At 61.8% G+C, this 17345-nt stretch carries 21 protein-coding genes; 10 read left to right on the top strand and 11 right to left on the bottom strand.

Going from position 1 to position 17345, the window contains the following annotated elements; genetic code table 11:
- Positions 1-261 carry a hypothetical protein gene (locus NKJ93_RS07610; protein WP_023720906.1) on the top strand — a complete coding sequence of 87 codons (261 nt, stop codon included), beginning with the start codon at positions 1-3 and terminating at the stop codon, positions 259-261.
- Between the two features lie 88 nt (positions 262-349).
- Here NKJ93_RS07610 and NKJ93_RS07605 read toward each other — a convergent pair whose 3' ends face one another.
- From NKJ93_RS07605 to NKJ93_RS07590, 4 genes are all read right to left on the bottom strand, one after another.
- A complete protein-coding gene (locus tag NKJ93_RS07605) occupies positions 350-1408 on the bottom strand; it encodes a dipeptidase (protein WP_352480847.1) in 1059 nt (352 codons plus the stop codon).
- Between the two features lie 186 nt (positions 1409-1594).
- Entirely contained in the window at positions 1595-1894 is a 300-nt protein-coding gene (locus tag NKJ93_RS07600; RefSeq protein WP_352476216.1) for a GNAT family N-acetyltransferase, read from the bottom strand.
- On the bottom strand, positions 1887-2522 hold the full coding sequence (locus NKJ93_RS07595) for an alpha/beta hydrolase (protein ID WP_352588364.1): 636 nt from the start codon (positions 2520-2522) through the stop codon (positions 1887-1889). Before NKJ93_RS07595 ends, NKJ93_RS07600 begins: the two co-directional genes overlap by 8 nt.
- A 10-nt stretch (positions 2523-2532) precedes the next feature.
- Complete coding sequence (locus NKJ93_RS07590) at positions 2533-3465, bottom strand: VOC family protein (RefSeq protein WP_023720910.1); 933 nt, start codon at positions 3463-3465, stop codon at positions 2533-2535.
- A gap of 219 nt (positions 3466-3684) precedes the next feature.
- On the opposite strand from NKJ93_RS07590, the gene NKJ93_RS07585 reads away from it, so the two are divergent.
- Positions 3685-5253 carry an alkaline phosphatase family protein gene (locus tag NKJ93_RS07585; protein WP_023720911.1) on the top strand — a complete coding sequence of 523 codons (1569 nt, stop codon included), beginning with the start codon at positions 3685-3687 and terminating at the stop codon, positions 5251-5253.
- Positions 5254-5304: 51 nt separating this feature from the next.
- Here NKJ93_RS07585 and NKJ93_RS07580 read toward each other — a convergent pair whose 3' ends face one another.
- Positions 5305-6651: a PRC-barrel domain-containing protein gene (locus NKJ93_RS07580; protein WP_352588362.1), complete on the bottom strand. Its 1347-nt coding sequence runs from the start codon at positions 6649-6651 to the stop codon at positions 5305-5307.
- Positions 6652-6903: 252 nt separating this feature from the next.
- Between NKJ93_RS07580 and NKJ93_RS07575 the strand changes: the two genes are divergently transcribed.
- Positions 6904-7824: a diacylglycerol/lipid kinase family protein gene (locus NKJ93_RS07575; protein ID WP_352480850.1), complete on the top strand. Its 921-nt coding sequence runs from the start codon at positions 6904-6906 to the stop codon at positions 7822-7824.
- A gap of 59 nt (positions 7825-7883) precedes the next feature.
- Here NKJ93_RS07575 and NKJ93_RS07570 read toward each other — a convergent pair whose 3' ends face one another.
- Positions 7884-8057, bottom strand: a complete 174-nt coding sequence (locus NKJ93_RS07570; RefSeq protein ID WP_023720914.1) for a hypothetical protein — start codon at positions 8055-8057, stop codon at positions 7884-7886.
- Between the two features lie 146 nt (positions 8058-8203).
- Here NKJ93_RS07570 and NKJ93_RS07565 point away from each other — a divergent pair, with 146 nt between their 5' ends.
- Positions 8204-9730 carry a sensor histidine kinase gene (locus NKJ93_RS07565; protein WP_352588359.1) on the top strand — a complete coding sequence of 509 codons (1527 nt, stop codon included), beginning with the start codon at positions 8204-8206 and terminating at the stop codon, positions 9728-9730.
- Positions 9731-9788: 58 nt separating this feature from the next.
- On the opposite strand, the gene NKJ93_RS07560 is transcribed toward NKJ93_RS07565, so the two are convergent.
- Together NKJ93_RS07560 and NKJ93_RS07555 are read right to left on the bottom strand one after the other, a co-directional pair.
- Complete coding sequence (locus NKJ93_RS07560) at positions 9789-10268, bottom strand: hypothetical protein (protein ID WP_352588356.1); 480 nt, start codon at positions 10266-10268, stop codon at positions 9789-9791.
- A 10-nt stretch (positions 10269-10278) separates the two neighbouring features.
- Positions 10279-10605, bottom strand: coding sequence for an ElaB/YgaM/YqjD family protein (locus NKJ93_RS07555; protein ID WP_352588353.1), 327 nt, complete (start codon positions 10603-10605; stop codon positions 10279-10281).
- A 138-nt stretch (positions 10606-10743) separates the two neighbouring features.
- Between NKJ93_RS07555 and NKJ93_RS07550 the strand changes: the two genes are divergently transcribed.
- Positions 10744-11199, top strand: a complete 456-nt coding sequence (locus NKJ93_RS07550) for a response regulator (RefSeq protein WP_352588350.1) — start codon at positions 10744-10746, stop codon at positions 11197-11199.
- Positions 11200-11229: 30 nt separating this feature from the next.
- On the opposite strand, the gene NKJ93_RS07545 is transcribed toward NKJ93_RS07550, so the two are convergent.
- Entirely contained in the window at positions 11230-11781 is a 552-nt protein-coding gene (locus tag NKJ93_RS07545; RefSeq protein WP_023678544.1) for a sigma-70 family RNA polymerase sigma factor, read from the bottom strand.
- Between the two features lie 3 nt (positions 11782-11784).
- Positions 11785-11988, bottom strand: a complete 204-nt coding sequence (locus NKJ93_RS07540) for a NepR family anti-sigma factor (protein WP_023720919.1) — start codon at positions 11986-11988, stop codon at positions 11785-11787.
- 216 nt (positions 11989-12204) lie between these two features.
- On the opposite strand from NKJ93_RS07540, the gene NKJ93_RS07535 reads away from it, so the two are divergent.
- The 5 genes from NKJ93_RS07535 to NKJ93_RS07515 all read left to right on the top strand — a co-directional run bounded on the left by NKJ93_RS07535 (position 12205) and on the right by NKJ93_RS07515 (position 15527).
- Positions 12205-12999 (top strand): response regulator, encoded by a 795-nt coding sequence (locus NKJ93_RS07535; protein ID WP_023678542.1) that lies wholly within the window; start codon positions 12205-12207, stop codon positions 12997-12999.
- Positions 13000-13239: 240 nt separating this feature from the next.
- The gene (locus tag NKJ93_RS07530; protein WP_023678541.1) at positions 13240-13404 is read left to right on the top strand and encodes a DUF1328 domain-containing protein; all 165 of its coding nucleotides are present in this window, start codon (positions 13240-13242) and stop codon (positions 13402-13404) included.
- Between the two features lie 190 nt (positions 13405-13594).
- Complete coding sequence (locus tag NKJ93_RS07525; RefSeq protein WP_352515608.1) at positions 13595-14629, top strand: sensor histidine kinase; 1035 nt, start codon at positions 13595-13597, stop codon at positions 14627-14629.
- Positions 14630-14767: 138 nt separating this feature from the next.
- Positions 14768-14938: a hypothetical protein gene (locus NKJ93_RS07520; protein ID WP_352494195.1), complete on the top strand. Its 171-nt coding sequence runs from the start codon at positions 14768-14770 to the stop codon at positions 14936-14938.
- A gap of 343 nt (positions 14939-15281) precedes the next feature.
- Positions 15282-15527: a YMGG-like glycine zipper-containing protein gene (locus tag NKJ93_RS07515; protein WP_006328050.1), complete on the top strand. Its 246-nt coding sequence runs from the start codon at positions 15282-15284 to the stop codon at positions 15525-15527.
- Between the two features lie 99 nt (positions 15528-15626).
- Here NKJ93_RS07515 and NKJ93_RS07510 read toward each other — a convergent pair whose 3' ends face one another.
- Positions 15627-17249 (bottom strand): CHASE domain-containing protein, encoded by a 1623-nt coding sequence (locus NKJ93_RS07510; RefSeq protein ID WP_352588347.1) that lies wholly within the window; start codon positions 17247-17249, stop codon positions 15627-15629.
- Between the last annotated feature and the right edge of the window lie 96 nt (positions 17250-17345).

Raw genomic sequence — 17345 nt, 5'->3', positions numbered from 1 at the left:
ATGTCCGACGAAGCCGAACGTCATGAGGATGACGCCGAAGCCGCCGAACAGTGGCAGCTGGTCAACACGCCGCTCGGCGAAAAATGGTCGGGCCGCACCCGCTATGCAGCGGCCATGTTCTTCTACAAACGTGGCGAGATGAGCGCTGAAACGCTGGAGGTCTACCGCATTTGTGCGAGGCTGGACTCGACCGATCCGCTGCCGATCATCCGCGATCGCGGCATTGGCCAGGACTGGCTTAAACGCATAGGTTTTGAATAACTCGCCCTGGGGCGTGTTGAGATTCAGGTCAGGCCGAGTCGAAAATTGTGGGTTCCGAGAACCGGAGCGGAGCGTACTTTTGGGTGCCCTAGCCGATGGTCTTTTCCAGCATACTGAGCCAATTGCGATAGGCGATCTTCTCGATCAACGCGCGCCCGAAGCCGCGTGCTGCGAACGCGTCGAGCAGCTTCGGCAGGCCGGCAACGTCGCCGATCACGGCAGGAATCATGGCGCCGTCGAAATCCGAGCCGAGGCCAACGCCGTCTTCGCCCAGCGCCTGCAGCAGCGAATCGACATGGCGCACCATGATGTCGAGGCTGGTGTCGGCGTTCATCCTGCCGTCCTCACGCAGGAACCCGGTGGCGAAGTTCAGCCCGACCATGCCGCCCGAGTCGCGGATTGCGCCGAGCTGCCATTCGGTGAGGTTGCGCGAATGGCCGCAAATCGCGTGCACGTTGGAGTGGGTCGCGACCAGCGGTGCATCGCTGATTTCGACGACGTCGCGAAAACCTTTTTCGTTGAGATGCGAAAGATCGATCATGATCTTCAGCTGGTTGCAGGCTTTCACCAGCGCCTTGCCGGCATCGGTCAGCCCTGGCCCTGTATCGGGCGACGACGGAAAACGGAACGGCACGCCGTGGCCGAAGGCATTGGGACGGCTCCAGACGATACCGAGCGAACGCAGGCCGGCTGCGTGGAGGACGTCAAGCAGGGTGAGCTCAGGATCGATCGCCTCGACCCCTTCGATATGGAACACCGCCGCGATCGAGCCTTGCGTCATCGCCTTCCTCACGTCGCCGGCGCTGCGGCAAACGGTGAGCGCCGAAGCCCGCTCCAGCCTGAACAGGATCGAGGCCATCGCCATGGTGGAGTTGAGCGCATCGGCGCGCGGAACCTCGGGCGGCAAGGGCTCGCTGTCACTCGGCGCCAGCGGCACCGAGCCGCGTTTGGATTTCTCGACAGGCGGCGGGAAGATCGCGAACATGCCGCCGGCAAATCCGCCTTTCTTCGCGCGCGGCAGGTCGATATGGCCACCCGGCGTCCCCTCGACGAACAGCTTTTCGACGTCCGCATCCTTCGACTGGTAGAGCCTGAGCAGCGTATCGTTGTGGCCGTCGAAGACGGGAACGAGATCGGATTCGGTCATGGAGGGCCATTCGGTTGAAGTGGTCGGGCCGCAGACGGCGAGCCGGTTTGTTGGCAATACTTAGGCAAGACGGGCGCTCTTCGCAAATCCCGCATGTTGCCGCTGTGTTTGTACGCCTCCAATGGCCGAAGAGGCCCGCGGTAAAGCCGCGCACCCTTTCTCCTGTCATTCATCGATGGCTGTCTCTTACCGCTTCAGCACGTCCGCCCATTCCGGATGGCGACGGAACTGGGCATTGGCGAACGGGCAAAGCGGGATGATCGTTTTGCCCGCCGCACGCGCATCCTCGACGGCACGGGTGACCAGGCGAAGCCCCGCGCCCTGGCCGCGAAATGCATCCGGCACTTCGGTATGGTCGATGATGATCTGGTGCTCGCCGATCTTGGTGAAAGTCATCTCCGCCTCGGCGCCGCCCGGCCCACGCAGGAGATAGCGGCCCTTCGAGCCGCGGTCCTCCAGTTCGATCTCCGGCAATAGGTCAGACATGGCTTGCGGTCCTTTCGTCCGGCGCCACGGCGAACAACCGCCGCGCCGCCTCGATCTCGCTCGGCCGCACCTCATGGCCGCCGTCATGCCACTCGACTGTGACATCGGCGCCATCGGCGCGCAAATAGGCTTCGAGCTGCACCGTCAAATTGGGCGGACAGACCGGGTCCCGCCTGCCGGCGGTGACCAGGATGTGACTGCCGCCAAGGCTGCCCTTGACCTCCGGCTCGAACGGGATCAGCGGATGCATCAGCACCGTTGCGTCGAACAGCGACGGCTCGGCAAACAGCACCGAGGCCAGGATGTTGGCGCCGTTGGAGTAACCGAGGCCGAGCACCGAAGATGGCTTTGCCGCCTCGACATGTGCCTTGACGAAGCCGGCCATCTTCTCTGTCGCTCGCGTGAGGTCGCCCATGTCGTAGACGCCCTCGCCGGCGCGGCGAAAGAAGCGTGCAGCGTCTTGTTCCGAAACATCGCCGCGCGGAGCGACGATCGTCGCTTGCGGCACAAGATCGCGTCCAAGCGACAGAAGCTGGGCCTCGTCGCCGCCGGTGCCATGGAAGACGAAGAGCAGCGGTCCATCAGGCGAACCGGGCAGCACCTTGTGAATATACGAATCCTTACTCACGACGTTGCCCTCAGTCTTCCAGTTTCTGCAGATGCTGCTCGAGATAGGGCCGCAAATGCTGGTGTTGTGACGGCAGCTTCAGCGCCTCACCAAGATGGGCGGTGTCCTCGTCGCGGTCGAAGCCGGGCTCGTTGGTAGCGACTTCGAACAGCACGCCGCCCGGTGTGCGGAAGTAGATCGCCCAGAAATAGTCGCGGTCGATTACCGGCGTCACCTGATAACCGGTATCGAGCAGCGCCTTGCGCACTTCGAGCTGCTTGGCGCGGTTCTCGACGGCGAAGGCGACATGGTGGACCGAGCCGGCGCCGAGATTGGCGAAGCCGGCCCCTGGCAGCGATTCGATATCGACGACATCGGCGCCGTTGCCGTTCTTCACCGTTAGCCGCCTGACATTGCCGGACTTGTCGACCTCCTCATAACCCATGAATTTCAGCAGCTCTTCGGTGGCGCCACTATCTTTCAGCCTGAGCGACACTGAGTGAAAGCCGCGGATCGCCTCGTCAGTGGGAATGCCACCCTTGGCCCAGGGCGCTCGGCTGTCCGCTCTGTCCTCGACCAGCGCAAAACCGTCGCCGTCGGGACCGGCGAAGGCAAGACGCTTCTCGCCGAACGTCTCCTCGCGAGAAAGCCCTGTGACACCTTGCTCGGCAAACCGTTTCTCCCAATAGCCGAGCGTGCCCTCGGGCACCGAGTAAGTGGTTGTGCCGACTTCGCCGACTCCATGGCGGCCCTTGCCGATGTTGGGGAAGGGGAAATAGGTCATCACCGAGCCGGGCATGCCGACCTCGTCGCCGTAATAGAGGTGGTAGACGTCGGGCGCGTCGAAATTGACGGTTTTCTTGACCCGCCGCAGGCCGAGCGTCCCGGTGAAGAATTCATTGTTCTGGCGCGCGTCGCTGGCCATCGAGGTGACGTGATGCAGGCCCTTGACCTGGTCGAGCATGTTTCTGCTCCTTCCCTTGTACTGGTGCGGCCCTTGCCGCTGTCCACGCAAATATGAGGATCCGGCTCCTGGCTGCAAAGATGGCAAACACAGAATGGGCTGTGCTGTTAAAGTGAACGATCAAACAGGTTTTGTTCACCATTCGTCAAACTGGACCGGCTTGCATATTCGCCGAAATTGCGCTCCATGAGCGACGTAGCCGGCATGAGGATATAGCGGTTGATTGGAAAACGCCCCAACATTCTCCTGATCACCTGCGACCAGTGGCGCGGCGACTGCCTATCGGCTGCTGGCCACAAGGTGGTAAGAACGCCGAATGCCGACGCGTTGGCTGCAGAGGGCATTCTTTTCAAGAAGCACTATGGCGGCGCCGCGCCTTGCTCGCCGGCTCGCGCCTGCCTCTACACCGGCCTCTACCAGATGAACAATCGTGTCTGCCGCAATGGCACACCGCTCGACGCCCGCCACGGCAACATAGCGCTCCGGGCGCGTGCCCTCGGCTATGAACCGACGCTGTTCGGCTATACTGATATGGCACGCGATCCGCGTACGCTGGCGCCTGGCGACCCGCAGCTGAAGAGCTATGAAGGCGTGCTGCCCGGCTTCACCGTACGTCAGCTTCTGCCCGAGCACCAGAAGCCTTGGCTGTCATGGCTCAAGGCGCGCGGCGTCGATGCCGGCGCCGGCTCCCCCGACATCCATCTCCCGGTGGGTGAAATCCCGGAAAACGACGGCGGGGTTAGCAACGCCCCGCCCGTCTATTCGAAGGACGAAACGCCGTCGGCCTTCCTGGCCGGCGAATTTATCCGCTGGCTCGGCGAACAGGAGCGCGATGCGCCGTGGTTCGCGCACCTTTCCTTCATCAGTCCTCACCCACCCTTCATCGTGCCGGCGCCTTACAACGCCATGTACGATCTGGCCATCGGTCCAGCTTTTGACCGCGCCGAAAGCTGGCAGGCCGAAGCAGCAAGCCACCCTTATCTCGCCTATGAACTTGACCGGCAGGAACGGTCGAAATTCCGGCCCGGCTCGGAGGGCAAGGTGCGCGACTGGGGCGACGATAATTTTCGCCGCATCCGGGCGCTTTATTACGGCATGATCTCGGAGAGCGATGCGCAGCTTGGCCGGGTCTGGCAAGCAGTCAAGGCGGCCGATGCATGGGACGACACCGTCATCGTGCTGACCTCCGACCACGCCGAGATGATGGGCGACCATTTCATGCTGGGCAAGGGCGGCTTCTTCGACGGCAGCTTCCATATTCCGCTGATCATTCGCGATCCGCGCCGCCGAAAGGCTGTCGGCAGCAGCGTCGACCGCTTCACCGAGGCGGTGGATTTGGCGCCGACCTTGCTCGAGCTCACTGGCGGCGAAGTGCTGCCGCATCTCGACGGCCGCTCGCTGGCGCCTTTCCTGGACGCGACGGAGCCGGACGCCTGGCGCGACGCGGCCCATTGGGAGTTCGATTTCCGCTCGATCGCGGATGGTGATGCCGAACGGTATTTTGGCATCGGTCAACGCCAGTGCAATCTCGCCGTCATCCGTACGGAAAAGTACAAATATGTGCATTTCGGCGGTGGCCTGCCGCCCTTGCTCTTCGACCTCGAGAAAGACGCCGGCGAGGTGACCAGCGTCGCGGACGACCCAGCCTATCGGCCGGCGCGGCTGGAACTTGCCGAAAAGCTCCTTGCCTGGCGGGCCGAGCATCTCGACCAGTCGCTGGCGCTCGCCGAATTGACGCATGACGGCGTTACCGGCCATGTCGCGGGCCTGCCTTTTGCGTCGACATGAGAAAGCCCGCGCCGTTGCCGGCGCGGGCTTACCTGTCGACTGAGATGCAGCTTACCGCATGATCATGCGCTGTTTGTCGCGGTTTTGCGCATAGCTGCCCTTGTCATAGGCGGCCTGCGCCTCGAGCTGCTCCTTGGTGAAGTTCGTGTAGAGATAGCGCTTGCCGTTCTTGTCGGTCATGAATTTCAGGTTGTCCATACCGACTGCCACCTCCTTCTCGCCGACGCCGAGGAAGCCGCCGACGTCGATGATGACTGCGTCGACCTTCTTGTCGCCGCTCAGCACGACGTCGCCGATCTCGCCGACATTGGCATCATTGGCGCCGTAAACGGTTGTTCCAACCAGATCCTCGGCCCGGATTTCGCCTATCGGCATTTCAGTCAGCGTCGACTTGTCGATCGAGCCGGTCTTGGTCTGGTCGGCCGCGGAATTAGCCGTGGGCGCCGGCGCCGGGGCATTTTGAGCCGTTTTACTGGCTTGGTCAGTGTTGCTGGTCGTCGCGGTGTTGCTGGCCGTCACGGTAGGCGTGACGGTGGCAGGCGCAGTAGCCGCGGCATCGTTCGACGCAGTGATTGCCGGGGCCGGATCATAGGCCTTGCGGTTGAAGTCCGGCTGTGCCTGCAGCTCTTCCTTGGTCGTTTGCGCGACCAGCCAGCGATCGCCGTTCCTCTCGGCCCACTGCGCCTTGTCGAAATCATAGGCGACGTTCTTTTCGCCGATGCCGAGGAAGCCGCCGACACCGATGATCAGCGATTGCGCCTTGGCTTCCTTGTTGATGACGATGTCGTTCACGTCACCGATGTTTTGGGCGTCGTCGCCGGTGCCGTTATAGACGGTCTCGCCGATGATATTGGTGGCGAGATTGCCCTCGGCGCGCTTCACTGGCTCAGCCGGCGCGGCAGGCGCCGGGGTTGTATTTTGCGCGCTGGTGGAAGGGGCGGCAGGCGCCGCATTATCCGCCGAAGCTGGTGGCGGAGGCGGATCGTAAGGCCTCCGGTCGAAATCCGGCTGAGCCGCCAACTCATCCTTCGTCGTTTGCGCTATCAGCCAACGGTCGCCATTTCTTTCGGCCCATTGCATCTTTTTGTAGTCGAAAGCGACGTTCTTGGTTCCTATGCCAAGAAAACCGCCGACGCCGATGACGACGGATTTTACCTCGCCGCGCTCGTCGAAGACGACGTCGCTGATGTTGCCGATATTCTGGGCATCGTCGCCGGTGCCATTATAGACGGATTCGCCGATGATGTTGGTGGCAAGGCTGCCCTCGGCACGTATCGCCGGAGCGGTATCCTGGGCGGCGGGTGGTTGCGCCGGCGCCGGGGTCGTCGCCGATTGCGCAAATGCACCCGTCGCAATCAATGTTGCGACTGCTGTCGTGGTTAAAAGGGTGCGAATCATCTTAGTGTCTCCTCGTCGGTGATTTCGTGCACGCCCTGCCCGCCTGGCGTCACTGCGGGCGCAGCGTCTTCTGCATGTTCACAACGTTGTGACCACACTGTTGTTCCGAAAAAAGCCACGGTGCACCCTGTGCGATGTCAATGGTTCTCGGATTCGCCGCGCTGGTCGAACGGAACATTTTCTCGGCCGCCCCGTTCCACTCCCGGCTGGGGCCCCGCCCCGGCCCGATAGGTGCTGGAAAATGGAACGGCCATGCGGTTTGCAGCGGTGCTGAACAAGGACGGGGGCACCCTGCGCACCATCGATCTTGAGGCCTTCGCCAGCCGGATGCGCGGCACGCTTGAGACTGCCGGCCACTCGATCGATATCGAAATCGTCGCCGGCAAGGATATCGTCGCCACGCTGGACGGCGTAGCTTCCAGGCGCGGCATCGACGTCGTGCTGGCGGGCGGCGGCGACGGCACCATTTCGGCCGCGGCAGCCCGTTTGATGAATGGGGAGAAGGCGCTGGCAATTCTGCCGGCTGGCACAATGAACCTTTTTGCGCGCGGCCTCGGTATTCCGCAGACCCTCGATGCGGCACTGAAATCGTTTGCGGACGGCGAGGTGATGGCGATTGACATTGCAACAGCCAACGGCCGGCCTTTCGTGCATCAATTCTCGATCGGCATGCACGCCAGGATGGTGCAACTGCGCCAGAAGATGGAATTCGGCTCGCGGCTGGGGAAGATGCGTGCCTCGGTGCGAGCCGCTTGGGCAACGATCAACAATCCACCGGCGATGAACGTAACGCTGACGGTCGGTGAGGCCGAGATTAGAACCCGGATCACCGGTATCGGCATCACCAACAATCTGTTCGGCGAGGGCCACCTGCCCTATGCCGACGATCCGGCAGGCGGCGTGCTGGGCATCTATGTCACCGTGGCACGGCGGCGCGGCGAATTGATCAGGTTCCTCTTTGACGTCGCCCGTGGGAAATGGCGCGGCAACGAGCATGTCGAAATCCATCAGGCAAACCGCGCCGTTTTGAAAATCCATTCGACGAACAGGAAAGTTCAGGCCGTCATGGACGGCGAACTGGTAAAGCTCGATCGCGAGACGACCGTCGAAATCCATCCGCGCGCGTTGAATGTTCTCGTCCCGGCGCGCGCCGCCGAGGCAAAGGTTGCCTGACGTGAGGTAGCGTGATGTGGGGTTGCATGATGCGGGTTGGCACGAGAGATGGAGAGAGTCTAGCCGCTGGGTGTGTTGCCCTGCTCGGTCTTAGGCGTCTCGATCATCCAGCCGTAGATTTCGGCGACGCCCCAGGCGATAAAAGCCAGCAACAGCGCGGCGATCAGGATACGAAGGACATGCTGACCCCGCCGCCCTTGACGGGCTTTGTTTTCAGGAACGATTTTTGGCATGGTCTGGCTCCATATTTGGCGCCGGCAGGCGTAGCTAGCAGGGCATTGGCTGGTAACGGCTCCCCGCTGCGAAAGTTCCGGCTCGACAAGGCGGCAAACGGGCCGGTTGGCCTGATCAATCAGCGGGGCCGGCCACTGGGGGCGTAGTGGACGACAATAGCCAGACAAAGCCGGGCCTGCCGGTCGATATTCGCCATGTGGTGGGCGCTGCGGACCGCCTTGCCGTGCTGCACGGCCTCGACGCGCTGGATACGGCTGCCGACCCTGATTTCGACCGTATCAGCGGTCTTGCCGCTTCGGCGATGCAAACGCCTGTCGCACTGATCACGCTGGTCGATGCCGAGCGGCAGTGGTTCAAGTCCTGTATCGGCCTCAACGCGACCGAAACCGCAACCGAGACATCGTTCTGCGCCTATACCATCGCAGCCGGCGACGTGCCGATGGTGGTGGCCGACGCGGCGACGGATCCGCGGTTCAAAGCCAATCCGCTGGTCACCGGCGAACATCATATCCGCTTTTACGCCGGCGTGCCGATCGTAGTCGACGGCGCACTGATCGGCACGCTCTGCGTGCTCGACCGGAAGCCGCACGCACGTCCCTCTTCTGTCCAGCTCGACCAACTGTCGGCGCTAGCTGGCCTCGCCGCGAGCCTGTTCACGCTGAAGGATGCAACCCGCAGCGCAGCGATTGCCGAGGCCGCACTGGCTCGAGAGGAAAAGCGGCGCGCTATTGCGCTCGATGCAGCTTCGCTCGCCAGTTGGGCATGGGATATCCGCAGCGACATGATCGACTGCGATGTCCTGCTGTCCGAATTGTTCAACTTGCCCAAGTCGAACAGGCTGAGGGCGCGCGACATCCTGACCGCCATCGACCCGCGCGACGTTCATCAGACCGAAACACGCTTTCGCGACGCGCTGACCGGCAGCGACGATTATTTTGGCGAATACCGGGTCAAAGGCCTCGATCCGCCGCGATGGATCGCAACGCGCGGCCGCGTCATAGAGCGCGACGGCGAGGGCAAGCCGACGCTGATCTTCGGCGTCAACTACGACATCACCGAACGCAAGCTTGGCGACGAACGTCAACGGCTGTTGCTGCGCGAGCTCAATCACCGCGTCAAGAACACTTTGGCAACCGTACAGGCGCTGGCGACGCAGACCGTTCGCCATGCCCGTCAGCCAAGCGAATTCCTTGAAGCTTTCAGCGCCAGGCTGCAGGCGCTGGGCGTTGCGCACAGCCTGCTGTCGGACCGCGAGTGGCGCGGCATCGGCATCCGGGAGCTGGTGGAGATCGAAGTAAAGCCGTTTCAAACCGCTGGACAATCGCGCATGGCGATCTCCGGCACCGATGTCCTGCTCTCACCCGACCAGGCAGTCGGACTCGGCCTGATCCTGCATGAACTGGCAAGTAACGCACTACAACATGGGGCGCTCTCGGTTTCTTCCGGAAAGGTCGATCTCGATTGGAAGGTGCAAGGCAGGAAGGGTGCACGACGTCTGTTGCTGGCTTGGCGTGAAAGCGGCGGCCCGCGGGTTGCGCCGCCCGAACGCCATGGCTTCGGCTCGATCCTGATTCGCCGCAGCCTGGCCAAGGTCATTTCCAGCGAGGTGACCCATGAATTCCGGCCCGACGGCGTAATCGCCGAAATATCGATGCCGCTCGACGATTTTTGACGCGAGGATTTTACGACCGGGCGCCAGAATCGTTTGCGCCGAACTATCCGCTTCCGAACTACTTCCCTTTGCCGGTATCCGGATCGTCGGAGTCGGGCTTCACGTTCTCGCGGTAGATGGCGTAGGCTGCGAGTGCTATCGCCGGGCCGAGAATGGCGCCCAATCCGCCCTTCGCCACGCCACCGTTGCCCTTGAGCAGCGCCGGCAGCACGGCGAGTGCAGCGGCGATGCCGACCGCCTTCATGTCAGCGTTGCGTCGCTTCGCCCGGCGTCTGGCGCGCGAGCCGGCCGACATCCGGTAGACGAGCAGGATGAGACCGGCGATTGCCAGAAAGCCGATCCCGAAGCTCAGCGACGCTGCCACCGGCCCATAGCGGGCCGCCGTCCAGATATAGGCCGCCCCGACCAGGAAGCCGAGGCCGCACAGCGCCGCGAGTGCTGCGACCGAATAGACCATCGCAGTGACGCGCGCGCGTTGTATCGCCGCAATGGTTTCGCCCGAGGCGAGGCCCGAGATCAGCGATGCAAGCATTCCCATGCGTGCAGAACTAGCGGCGCGCGAGGAGCGCGAAGAGGAACCCGACGCCTGCGGCGATCGCCAGCGAAGTCACAGGCTTTTCGCGCATATGGGCTATCATCTGCGCCTCGATGTCCTTGGCGTTGCTGCGCAGGCTGTCGAAGGCTGCTTCGCCCTGGGTTCGCAACTGCTCGACGCCCTCGGCGGCGGCGCGCCGCGCAGCCCCGTAGCCATGTTCGCCAGTTTTGGCCAACAGCTTGGTAAGTTGGTCGATGTCGGCCTTCAGTTGTGCGATGTCGGCCTCAATATCGGAATTCGTGCGGCCTTCGTTCGCGGCCTTTCCTGCGGCAGTCGCCATTGCTTCACTCTCCTTGCTTTTGCTCGGTCGAAAACGCCCGACAGACCCCAAGGTTCCGGCACGAACCTCTTCTACCCTATCTCCGGCAGCGCTCGTTGCAAATGCCTTGCAAGGGCCGAGGCCGACGCATCCGCCGGCATGTCTTTTTTAAATGACAGCATGCCAAATAGCGATCATGACTTCCCCGGTTTCAAGATAGAGACGCACTTAAGGAGATATTGCTGCGTGGACCCATCGCTTGACGGTTTGCGGATTCTTATCCTGGAAGATGAGTTCCTGATTGCCATGGATATCGAGCAGCTTTGCCGCGACTACGGCGCGCTCGATGTGGTCATCGCCCGTGATCTGAATGAGATCGAACAGCAAGACGTTGCCGCGCAGTTCGATGTGGCCATCGTCGACCTCATGCTGAGCGGCGTTTCGACGCTCCAATTTGCTTCACGGCTGCGTGAAGCGGGCATCCCGTTCGTCTTCGCCTCGGGCCAGTCGGATATGGACGAGATCAAGAAATCCTTTCCCGGCGTCAGACTGGTCACCAAGCCCTATTCGGGAGACGATCTCGTCGAGGCAGTGGCAGCGGCCTGCAGGCGCTGAGGCGCGGAGCGGCTCGAACACGCCCACGCTTCACGCTGCCGTCGACCCCGTTACCTGAGCCGAAATTGCGTCCGGGCCATACTCGTCTTCACCGGAGATCTTCAAGATTTCCTGCAGCCGCGTGCGGGCGCGGCTGACGCGGCTCTTGATCGTTCCGACGGCGCAGCCGCAGATCTCGGCCGCTTCCTCGTAGGAAAAGCCCGATGCGCCGATGAGGATAATGGCTTCGCGCTGGTCTTCGGGCAGCAACTCGAGCGCGCCGCGAAAGTCTTCGAGGTCAAGCTGGCCGTGCTGGGCCGGATGAACGGCAAGTCTGGCCGTCATGACGCCATCGCTGTCCTGCACCTCGCGGCCGCGCTTGCGCATCTGCGAATAGAATTCGTTGCGCAAGATCGTGAACAGCCATGCCTTCAGATTGGTGCCGGGTTGGAAGCTTTCATGCTTGTCCCAGGCCTTGACTAATGTTTCCTGCACCAGGTCGTCGGCCTTGTCGGCATTTTGCGTCAGCGACACGGCAAAAGCCCGCAGGCTCGGGATCGAGCCGAGCAAGTCGGTCTTGAAGCCCTGGGAGACGGCCGCCATGCCTCAGTCCTTCTTCTGTACAGGTTCGGCCTTTTCCAACTGGCTGAGCAGTTGTGCGAAGCGATCCGGCACATTGTCGGAGACCAGCTCGTCGTAATATTGTTTGAGTTTGCGGCCGATTTCCGAGTTCGGCCCAAGCGGGTCGCGGGAAGCAGCCCGGCGCCCGTTGCCAACGCCAGCCGTGGTAGCTTTCGTCATGTTCTTCATTTCGCCCTTTGTCCCAGCCTTAAGCCGCCCCTTCAACACATAACGCAAGGCAAGCGGCAGCCTCGTCTGGTTGCCCAACCCCGCCCTAAACGCCAGCCCGCATACTTAGTTCCGCATGACCGGAACTTTTTCGCACAACCCGCGTTTCTAACTTTGGGCTTGCGAACCGTTTTTAGCTGTAACATGCAATCACGTCATATGAGGGAGACGTCCGATATGAGCCTATCAGCAACCATCGCTCCGCACCTGCCGTTCCTGCGCCGCTTCTCGCGCGCCGTATCCGGATCGCAGGAGAGCGGCGACGCGCTGGTCGCCGCAATGCTCGAGGCCATCATTGCCGATGTCGATATCTTTCCGGACGCATCGAACGACCGCATCGCACTCTACAAGGTCTTTGCCAAGCTCTTCACCTCGGTAGCCATTCGCGTTCCGCAGGAGCATGCCCAGTCGGCATGGGAGCAGCGCGCCGCAGCCAATCTGAATGCAATCGCGCCTCGTCCCCGCCAAGCCTTTCTGCTGGTCGCCGTCGAAGGCTTCAGCGAAGACGAGGCGGCGGAGATTCTCGACGTCGACGAACAGGAATTCTCCGAACTTCTCGCTCAGGCGAGCAACGAGATCTCCCGTCAGGTGGCAACCGACGTGCTGATCATCGAGGATGAGCCGCTGATCGCCATGGATATCGAGGAAATGGTCGAAAGCCTCGGCCACCGCGTCGTCGGAACTGCGCGCACCCACGCGGAGGCGGTGGCGATGTTCGGCAAGGCGCGGCCAAAGATGGTGCTTGCCGATATTCAGCTCGCCGACGGCAGTTCGGGCATCGCGGCCGTCAATGAAATTCTGTCGTCCACATCGGTGCCGGTGATCTTCATCACCGCCTTTCCCGAGCGGCTGCTCACCGGCGAGCGGCCGGAACCGGCTTTCCTCGTCACCAAGCCGTTCAACCCGGATATGGTCAAGGCTCTTATCAGCCAGGCCCTGTTCTTTGACCGGCACGCGAAAGCCGCGGCATAAAACAGCTAGCGGCCGAGTTGCGGCCGCCAGGATGTGGGATAGCCACTCCCCTTGGACCGGATGGGGTGTGATGCCGGCTTAACACACGACAGCCAACTGCTGCCGAACCTGACGAGGACCTTTTCGCACAGACCGCAGCAATTCGGGCCGTAACGATTTTCAGCATCGTCTTTTTCGGGAAATGGTGGAACAAACGGAGGCGAATCACGTTTTCACCGCAGCATTGGAAGGAGATGGATCATGCTTTACTGGGCGCTCGTATTTCTCGTCGTGGCGATCATCGCCGGTGCGCTTGGTTTCGGCGGCATCGCTGGCACTTCGGCCGGCATAGCGCAGATATTGTTCTTCATCTTTCTCGCCTTCCTGATCATATCGCTTATTGCCGGCCTGATCAGACGGGCGTGAATGCCAAGCGGCCATTCAAGCGAACACTGGAAGCCGCACCCCTCAAACGGTTTCCAGCCACCGCCGGGCAGTGTCCTCCAACGGGATGCCGCTCGGCGGACCGCTTTTTAGGGCTCGATCCGAAGCTCCTCCTTTTGGAACCCATTTTTCCGTGAGCCGTTCAGCCCGGCGTGGGTTGAGCAAATTACCGATGCGTTCCAGAGTCGGAAAAATGAAAGACCGCGGCCAGAGGGATGAGATCATCGCTCTGCATCCCGCCGAAAGCGGAATGCAGCTTGGCCGAGCCCTTCTCCACGCTTTGCACAATGCCGGGATTTCCGTTCTATACCAGGATCGCGAGATGAAGACGGTGTGGGCGCGCAACATGCGCGCACCATGGACCTCTGATGCCTCCGACAACAACGGCATCTTGCCACCGGCGCAGGCAGAGCGTATCGGCGCCGCCAAGCACGACGTCATCGTCTCCGGCAATCCTCAACATCTCGAACTCAGCGTGCCGGCCGATGATGGCGCCCGCTGGTTTCAGGTATGGATCGACGCCGACCGCAGCGAGACCGGCGCGGTGCAGGGCGTCGTGACCACCATGGTCGAAACAACCGAGCAGAAACGCCGGGAGCAGACGCTGAAGGCGCTGCTGCGCGAGGTCAGTCACCGCTCCAAGAACCTTTTGGCCATCATCCAAAGCATCGCCACCCAGACGGGGCGTTATTCCGGCAGCATTGACGATTTCCTGACGCGTTTCCGGGGCCGATTGCAGTCGCTGGCCTCCTCGCAGGACCTGGTTACGTCATCCAACTGGCGGGGAGCGGCGCTGCGCGAGCTGGTTTCCGGTCAGGTCGGAAGGTACGGCGCGGACCCCATGCACAGCCTGCGTTTCCGCGGCGCAAATCCATATCTCAATCCCAATGCTGCCTTGCACATCGGCTTGGCCATGCATGAGCTCGCCGTCAATTCGGTCAGCTATGGCGCGCTGTCGCGCAGCGACGGTTTCGTCGAGGTGACGGCCGATCTGACGGCCGCTTCCGCTGGCGAGCCTGCGCTGTCGCTGACATGGGCCGAAGTGATCGGAGCCAACGACAATCAACGCAGCGAGAAGCGTTTTGGCAGCGTCGCACTTGAACGCGTCGTGCCCACTTCGTTGAATGGAACGGCGACACTTGAGATCACCGGGAACCGCCTCGAATACCGTCTTGTCGTTCCTCACGGCAATTTCGAGACGGATTGAACGAACGGCGGCCGCAGGAAGAAGGCTGGCTGCATCACCCCGCCTTAACCGACTGTTCACCATAAAGTCCGATCCTGTCCGAACGTGCCGATTCAGCGGACATTGATTGAGTTTGGCACAATATGAAAGGAATGGGCCTTGACGGCTGCCGACTTGAACAGACTGGAACAGGCCGCTCGCGTCTCGATGGGCGGTTTTCAGGATCCCGACGTGTCCGCAGCGCCCGCGCCTCGTGCTTTGCCCCTTCGCTTCGCCGCCTTTGCGCTTATGGCCGCGATCGTCCTGACCGCCGCGTCCCAGTTGATCTGATCGAGCTCGCCTCTGCTTGATTCCTTTGAAACCGCGGCCGAGTGCACGGCGGCGCGCCCGTTCGCGGTCATCGACCGGCAGGGCCAAGCCCAACATGTCGGCGCCAAATGTCTTGCCGTCGATCCTGCGCTCGAGGACGGCTATGACAGGATTGTCTGGAATGTGCATCCCGACGCCACGCTCGATGCGTCCTTGGAGATTTCCGAGTTCGTGGTAGCATCGAACGGCGCACGTCCGAAAAGACTATCTTAATCAACAATGAAATCGTGCGCGCAGAGGCCGCACTTTCATGCTAGATGGCGGCTGGAGCTTGTTAAAGTGAGGACAAAGTGAGGATGACTCCATGCGGAAGATGATTATTGCCATGGTTGCCGTGGTTGCGGTCAGCGGCTGCACCACCACGGAAGAGAACGTGGGTATCGGCACTGTGGGCGGCGCGCTTATTGGTGGCGCTGTCGGCGGCGGCAAGGGCGCTTTGATCGGCGCTGGCGCTGGTGCGATTGGCGGTCTGCTGGTTCGCCGCCTGCAAAATGGCTACTGCCAATACAGAGATCGTCACGGCCGGATCTACACAGCTCGCTGCAACTAGTTTCGAGCTCCAGGCGAACAGCAAACGCGGAGGCAGACCACCTGTCTCCGCGTTTGCACTTCCAAAGCGCTGTCGCGATGCGGCTCACGAGACGGCGTTTCAAGCCGGCAGCGGAACCTTGATTTCCACGTTCAAGCCGTTTTCGTGAAAATCGCGCCTGATTGTGCCACGCAACTCGCGTGTGACGTTGAGATCGATCAGTCTGGTGCCGAAACCGCTCTTCGCCGGTGTCTCGAGCTTCCTCTGCCCGGCCTCGCGCCAGTTGAGAGCCAATGTCCGGGCTCCGCCGCGGCCTTCGAGCGACCAGTCGACCTTGAGCGCACCGACTGAATTGCCGGCTTCGCCATGCTTCAGCGCATTCGTCGCCAGTTCGTGAAAGACGAGGCCGAGTGCCTGCGTCGTCTTTTCGTCGAGAAGAACCTCCGGTCCCGACAACAGCCCTTCAGGAAGCTCGCTTCCGAACACCTGGCCAAGCTCGATGCGCAGCAGGTCGCCGAGATCGGCTTTCTGCCAGCGTGAGCGCGTCAGCATGTCCTGGGAAGCCGCCATCGCCTGCAGCCGAGCCGAAAATGATGCCGAGAACTCTTGGACGTCGGCGGTGTGCGATGCTGTCTGGCGCGCGATTGCCAGCACCCGAGTGATCGAGTTCTTGATGCGATGCTTCATCTCCTGCAGCATCAGGTCTTTTTCCAGCAGGCTCTTTTCGGTCGTTTCGTGAAGCAGCGAGACCGCCTCATAGGCCCGCTCCTGATAGCGGGCCACCAGCGCGATGGCGCCCGCAAGCAGTAGCCCGAACAATCCGAGCATCACCGGAATGGCACGCGAGGAAGGTTGCGAGAAAGCACTTGTCGGCCTGAACAGGACGACCCACGGCCGACCGGCAACGGTGATCTTGCGGGTGATCAGCAGCCTGTCGCCAAGGGCTGAAAAAGGCGGCGTTTCCGACTGGAACAGCAGGTTGTCACTGTTCACAGCGCCGTCATAGATTTCGGTGTTGACCGGCAACAGAGGTGCCCGGCTGAGCGCAGCCTGGAACAGGTCCCGGGAGCGGAAGGCCGCATAGAGGAAGCCGGCAGTCGAAGATCTCGATGCGTTGACGGCGTCCGGCGCGGTTTCGACATTGAGCCGGACGAAGACGAGGAACCCGGTGAAGGTCTGCGCGGCACCCGTATCCTTGCCGAGCTGCACGAGCCCGCTGGCGTGCAGCTGGTCGTCGACCATCGCCTTTTCGATCGCCTCGCGCCGCACCGGCCCGGTGAACATATCATAACCGATGCTGGATTTATTGGACGGGTCCAGCGGCTCGAACAGCACGATGGGCGTACGCCACGGCAAGTTCGTGTCGGGATAGATCGGATGGCTTGCGCCGTGATCGTGCAGGATATCGCGCTCGACCGCCGCCTCGTTTTCAGTTTTCGCCAGGCGGAGGAAGCCGATGCCGCGCAGGCCGGCGAAATTATTGTCGATGTCGAGCGCGTCGAAGAAAGCCTTGAACTCGCCTTGCGAGATACCGCCATTGCGCGCATCGAACAATGCCCGGGTTGAGCGCAGCAGCGACAGGTCCAGGTCGATGCGGCTTTCGATCCGGTTAAGCGCGTCGTCCGCCGTCGCCTCGAATTTTATACGGGCGGCTTCCTGGGTGGCAAAATAGGCAAAACCCGCCATCGTCAGGCTGATCAGCGCGACGGCGATGAAAGCTACGGTCGGAAAGAGTTTCTTCAATTGCCGATACGTCCCGTGGACGGTTCGGCATCTTTATGGGCAACTCCCGACGCCAACACAATGGCGAGGCCAAAGCATGGTGACTGCTGGCACATT

This window comes from Mesorhizobium sp. M0028, from assembly GCF_040323855.1.
In the GTDB taxonomy this organism is placed as follows: Bacteria; Pseudomonadota; Alphaproteobacteria; order Rhizobiales; family Rhizobiaceae; genus Mesorhizobium.
This window is presented reverse-complemented; position numbering and strand designations above follow the sequence as displayed.

Coding starts and splice junctions, on each gene's coding strand:
- NKJ93_RS07610 (WP_023720906.1), top strand. CDS start 1: ATGTCCGACGAAGCCGAACGTCATGAGGATGACGCCGAAGCCGCCGAA.
- NKJ93_RS07605 (WP_352480847.1), bottom strand. CDS start 1,408: ATGACCGAATCCGATCTCGTTCCCGTCTTCGACGGCCACAACGATACG.
- NKJ93_RS07600 (WP_352476216.1), bottom strand. CDS start 1,894: ATGTCTGACCTATTGCCGGAGATCGAACTGGAGGACCGCGGCTCGAAG.
- NKJ93_RS07590 (WP_023720910.1), bottom strand. CDS start 3,465: ATGCTCGACCAGGTCAAGGGCCTGCATCACGTCACCTCGATGGCCAGC.
- NKJ93_RS07580 (WP_352588362.1), bottom strand. CDS start 6,651: ATGATTCGCACCCTTTTAACCACGACAGCAGTCGCAACATTGATTGCG.
- NKJ93_RS07575 (WP_352480850.1), top strand. CDS start 6,904: ATGCGGTTTGCAGCGGTGCTGAACAAGGACGGGGGCACCCTGCGCACC.
- NKJ93_RS07570 (WP_023720914.1), bottom strand. CDS start 8,057: ATGCCAAAAATCGTTCCTGAAAACAAAGCCCGTCAAGGGCGGCGGGGT.
- NKJ93_RS07560 (WP_352588356.1), bottom strand. CDS start 10,268: ATGGGAATGCTTGCATCGCTGATCTCGGGCCTCGCCTCGGGCGAAACC.
- NKJ93_RS07555 (WP_352588353.1), bottom strand. CDS start 10,605: ATGGCGACTGCCGCAGGAAAGGCCGCGAACGAAGGCCGCACGAATTCC.
- NKJ93_RS07550 (WP_352588350.1), top strand. CDS start 10,744: ATGTCTTTTTTAAATGACAGCATGCCAAATAGCGATCATGACTTCCCC.
- NKJ93_RS07545 (WP_023678544.1), bottom strand. CDS start 11,781: ATGGCGGCCGTCTCCCAGGGCTTCAAGACCGACTTGCTCGGCTCGATC.
- NKJ93_RS07540 (WP_023720919.1), bottom strand. CDS start 11,988: ATGAAGAACATGACGAAAGCTACCACGGCTGGCGTTGGCAACGGGCGC.
- NKJ93_RS07535 (WP_023678542.1), top strand. CDS start 12,205: ATGAGCCTATCAGCAACCATCGCTCCGCACCTGCCGTTCCTGCGCCGC.
- NKJ93_RS07530 (WP_023678541.1), top strand. CDS start 13,240: ATGCTTTACTGGGCGCTCGTATTTCTCGTCGTGGCGATCATCGCCGGT.
- NKJ93_RS07525 (WP_352515608.1), top strand. CDS start 13,595: ATGCGTTCCAGAGTCGGAAAAATGAAAGACCGCGGCCAGAGGGATGAG.
- NKJ93_RS07515 (WP_006328050.1), top strand. CDS start 15,282: ATGCGGAAGATGATTATTGCCATGGTTGCCGTGGTTGCGGTCAGCGGC.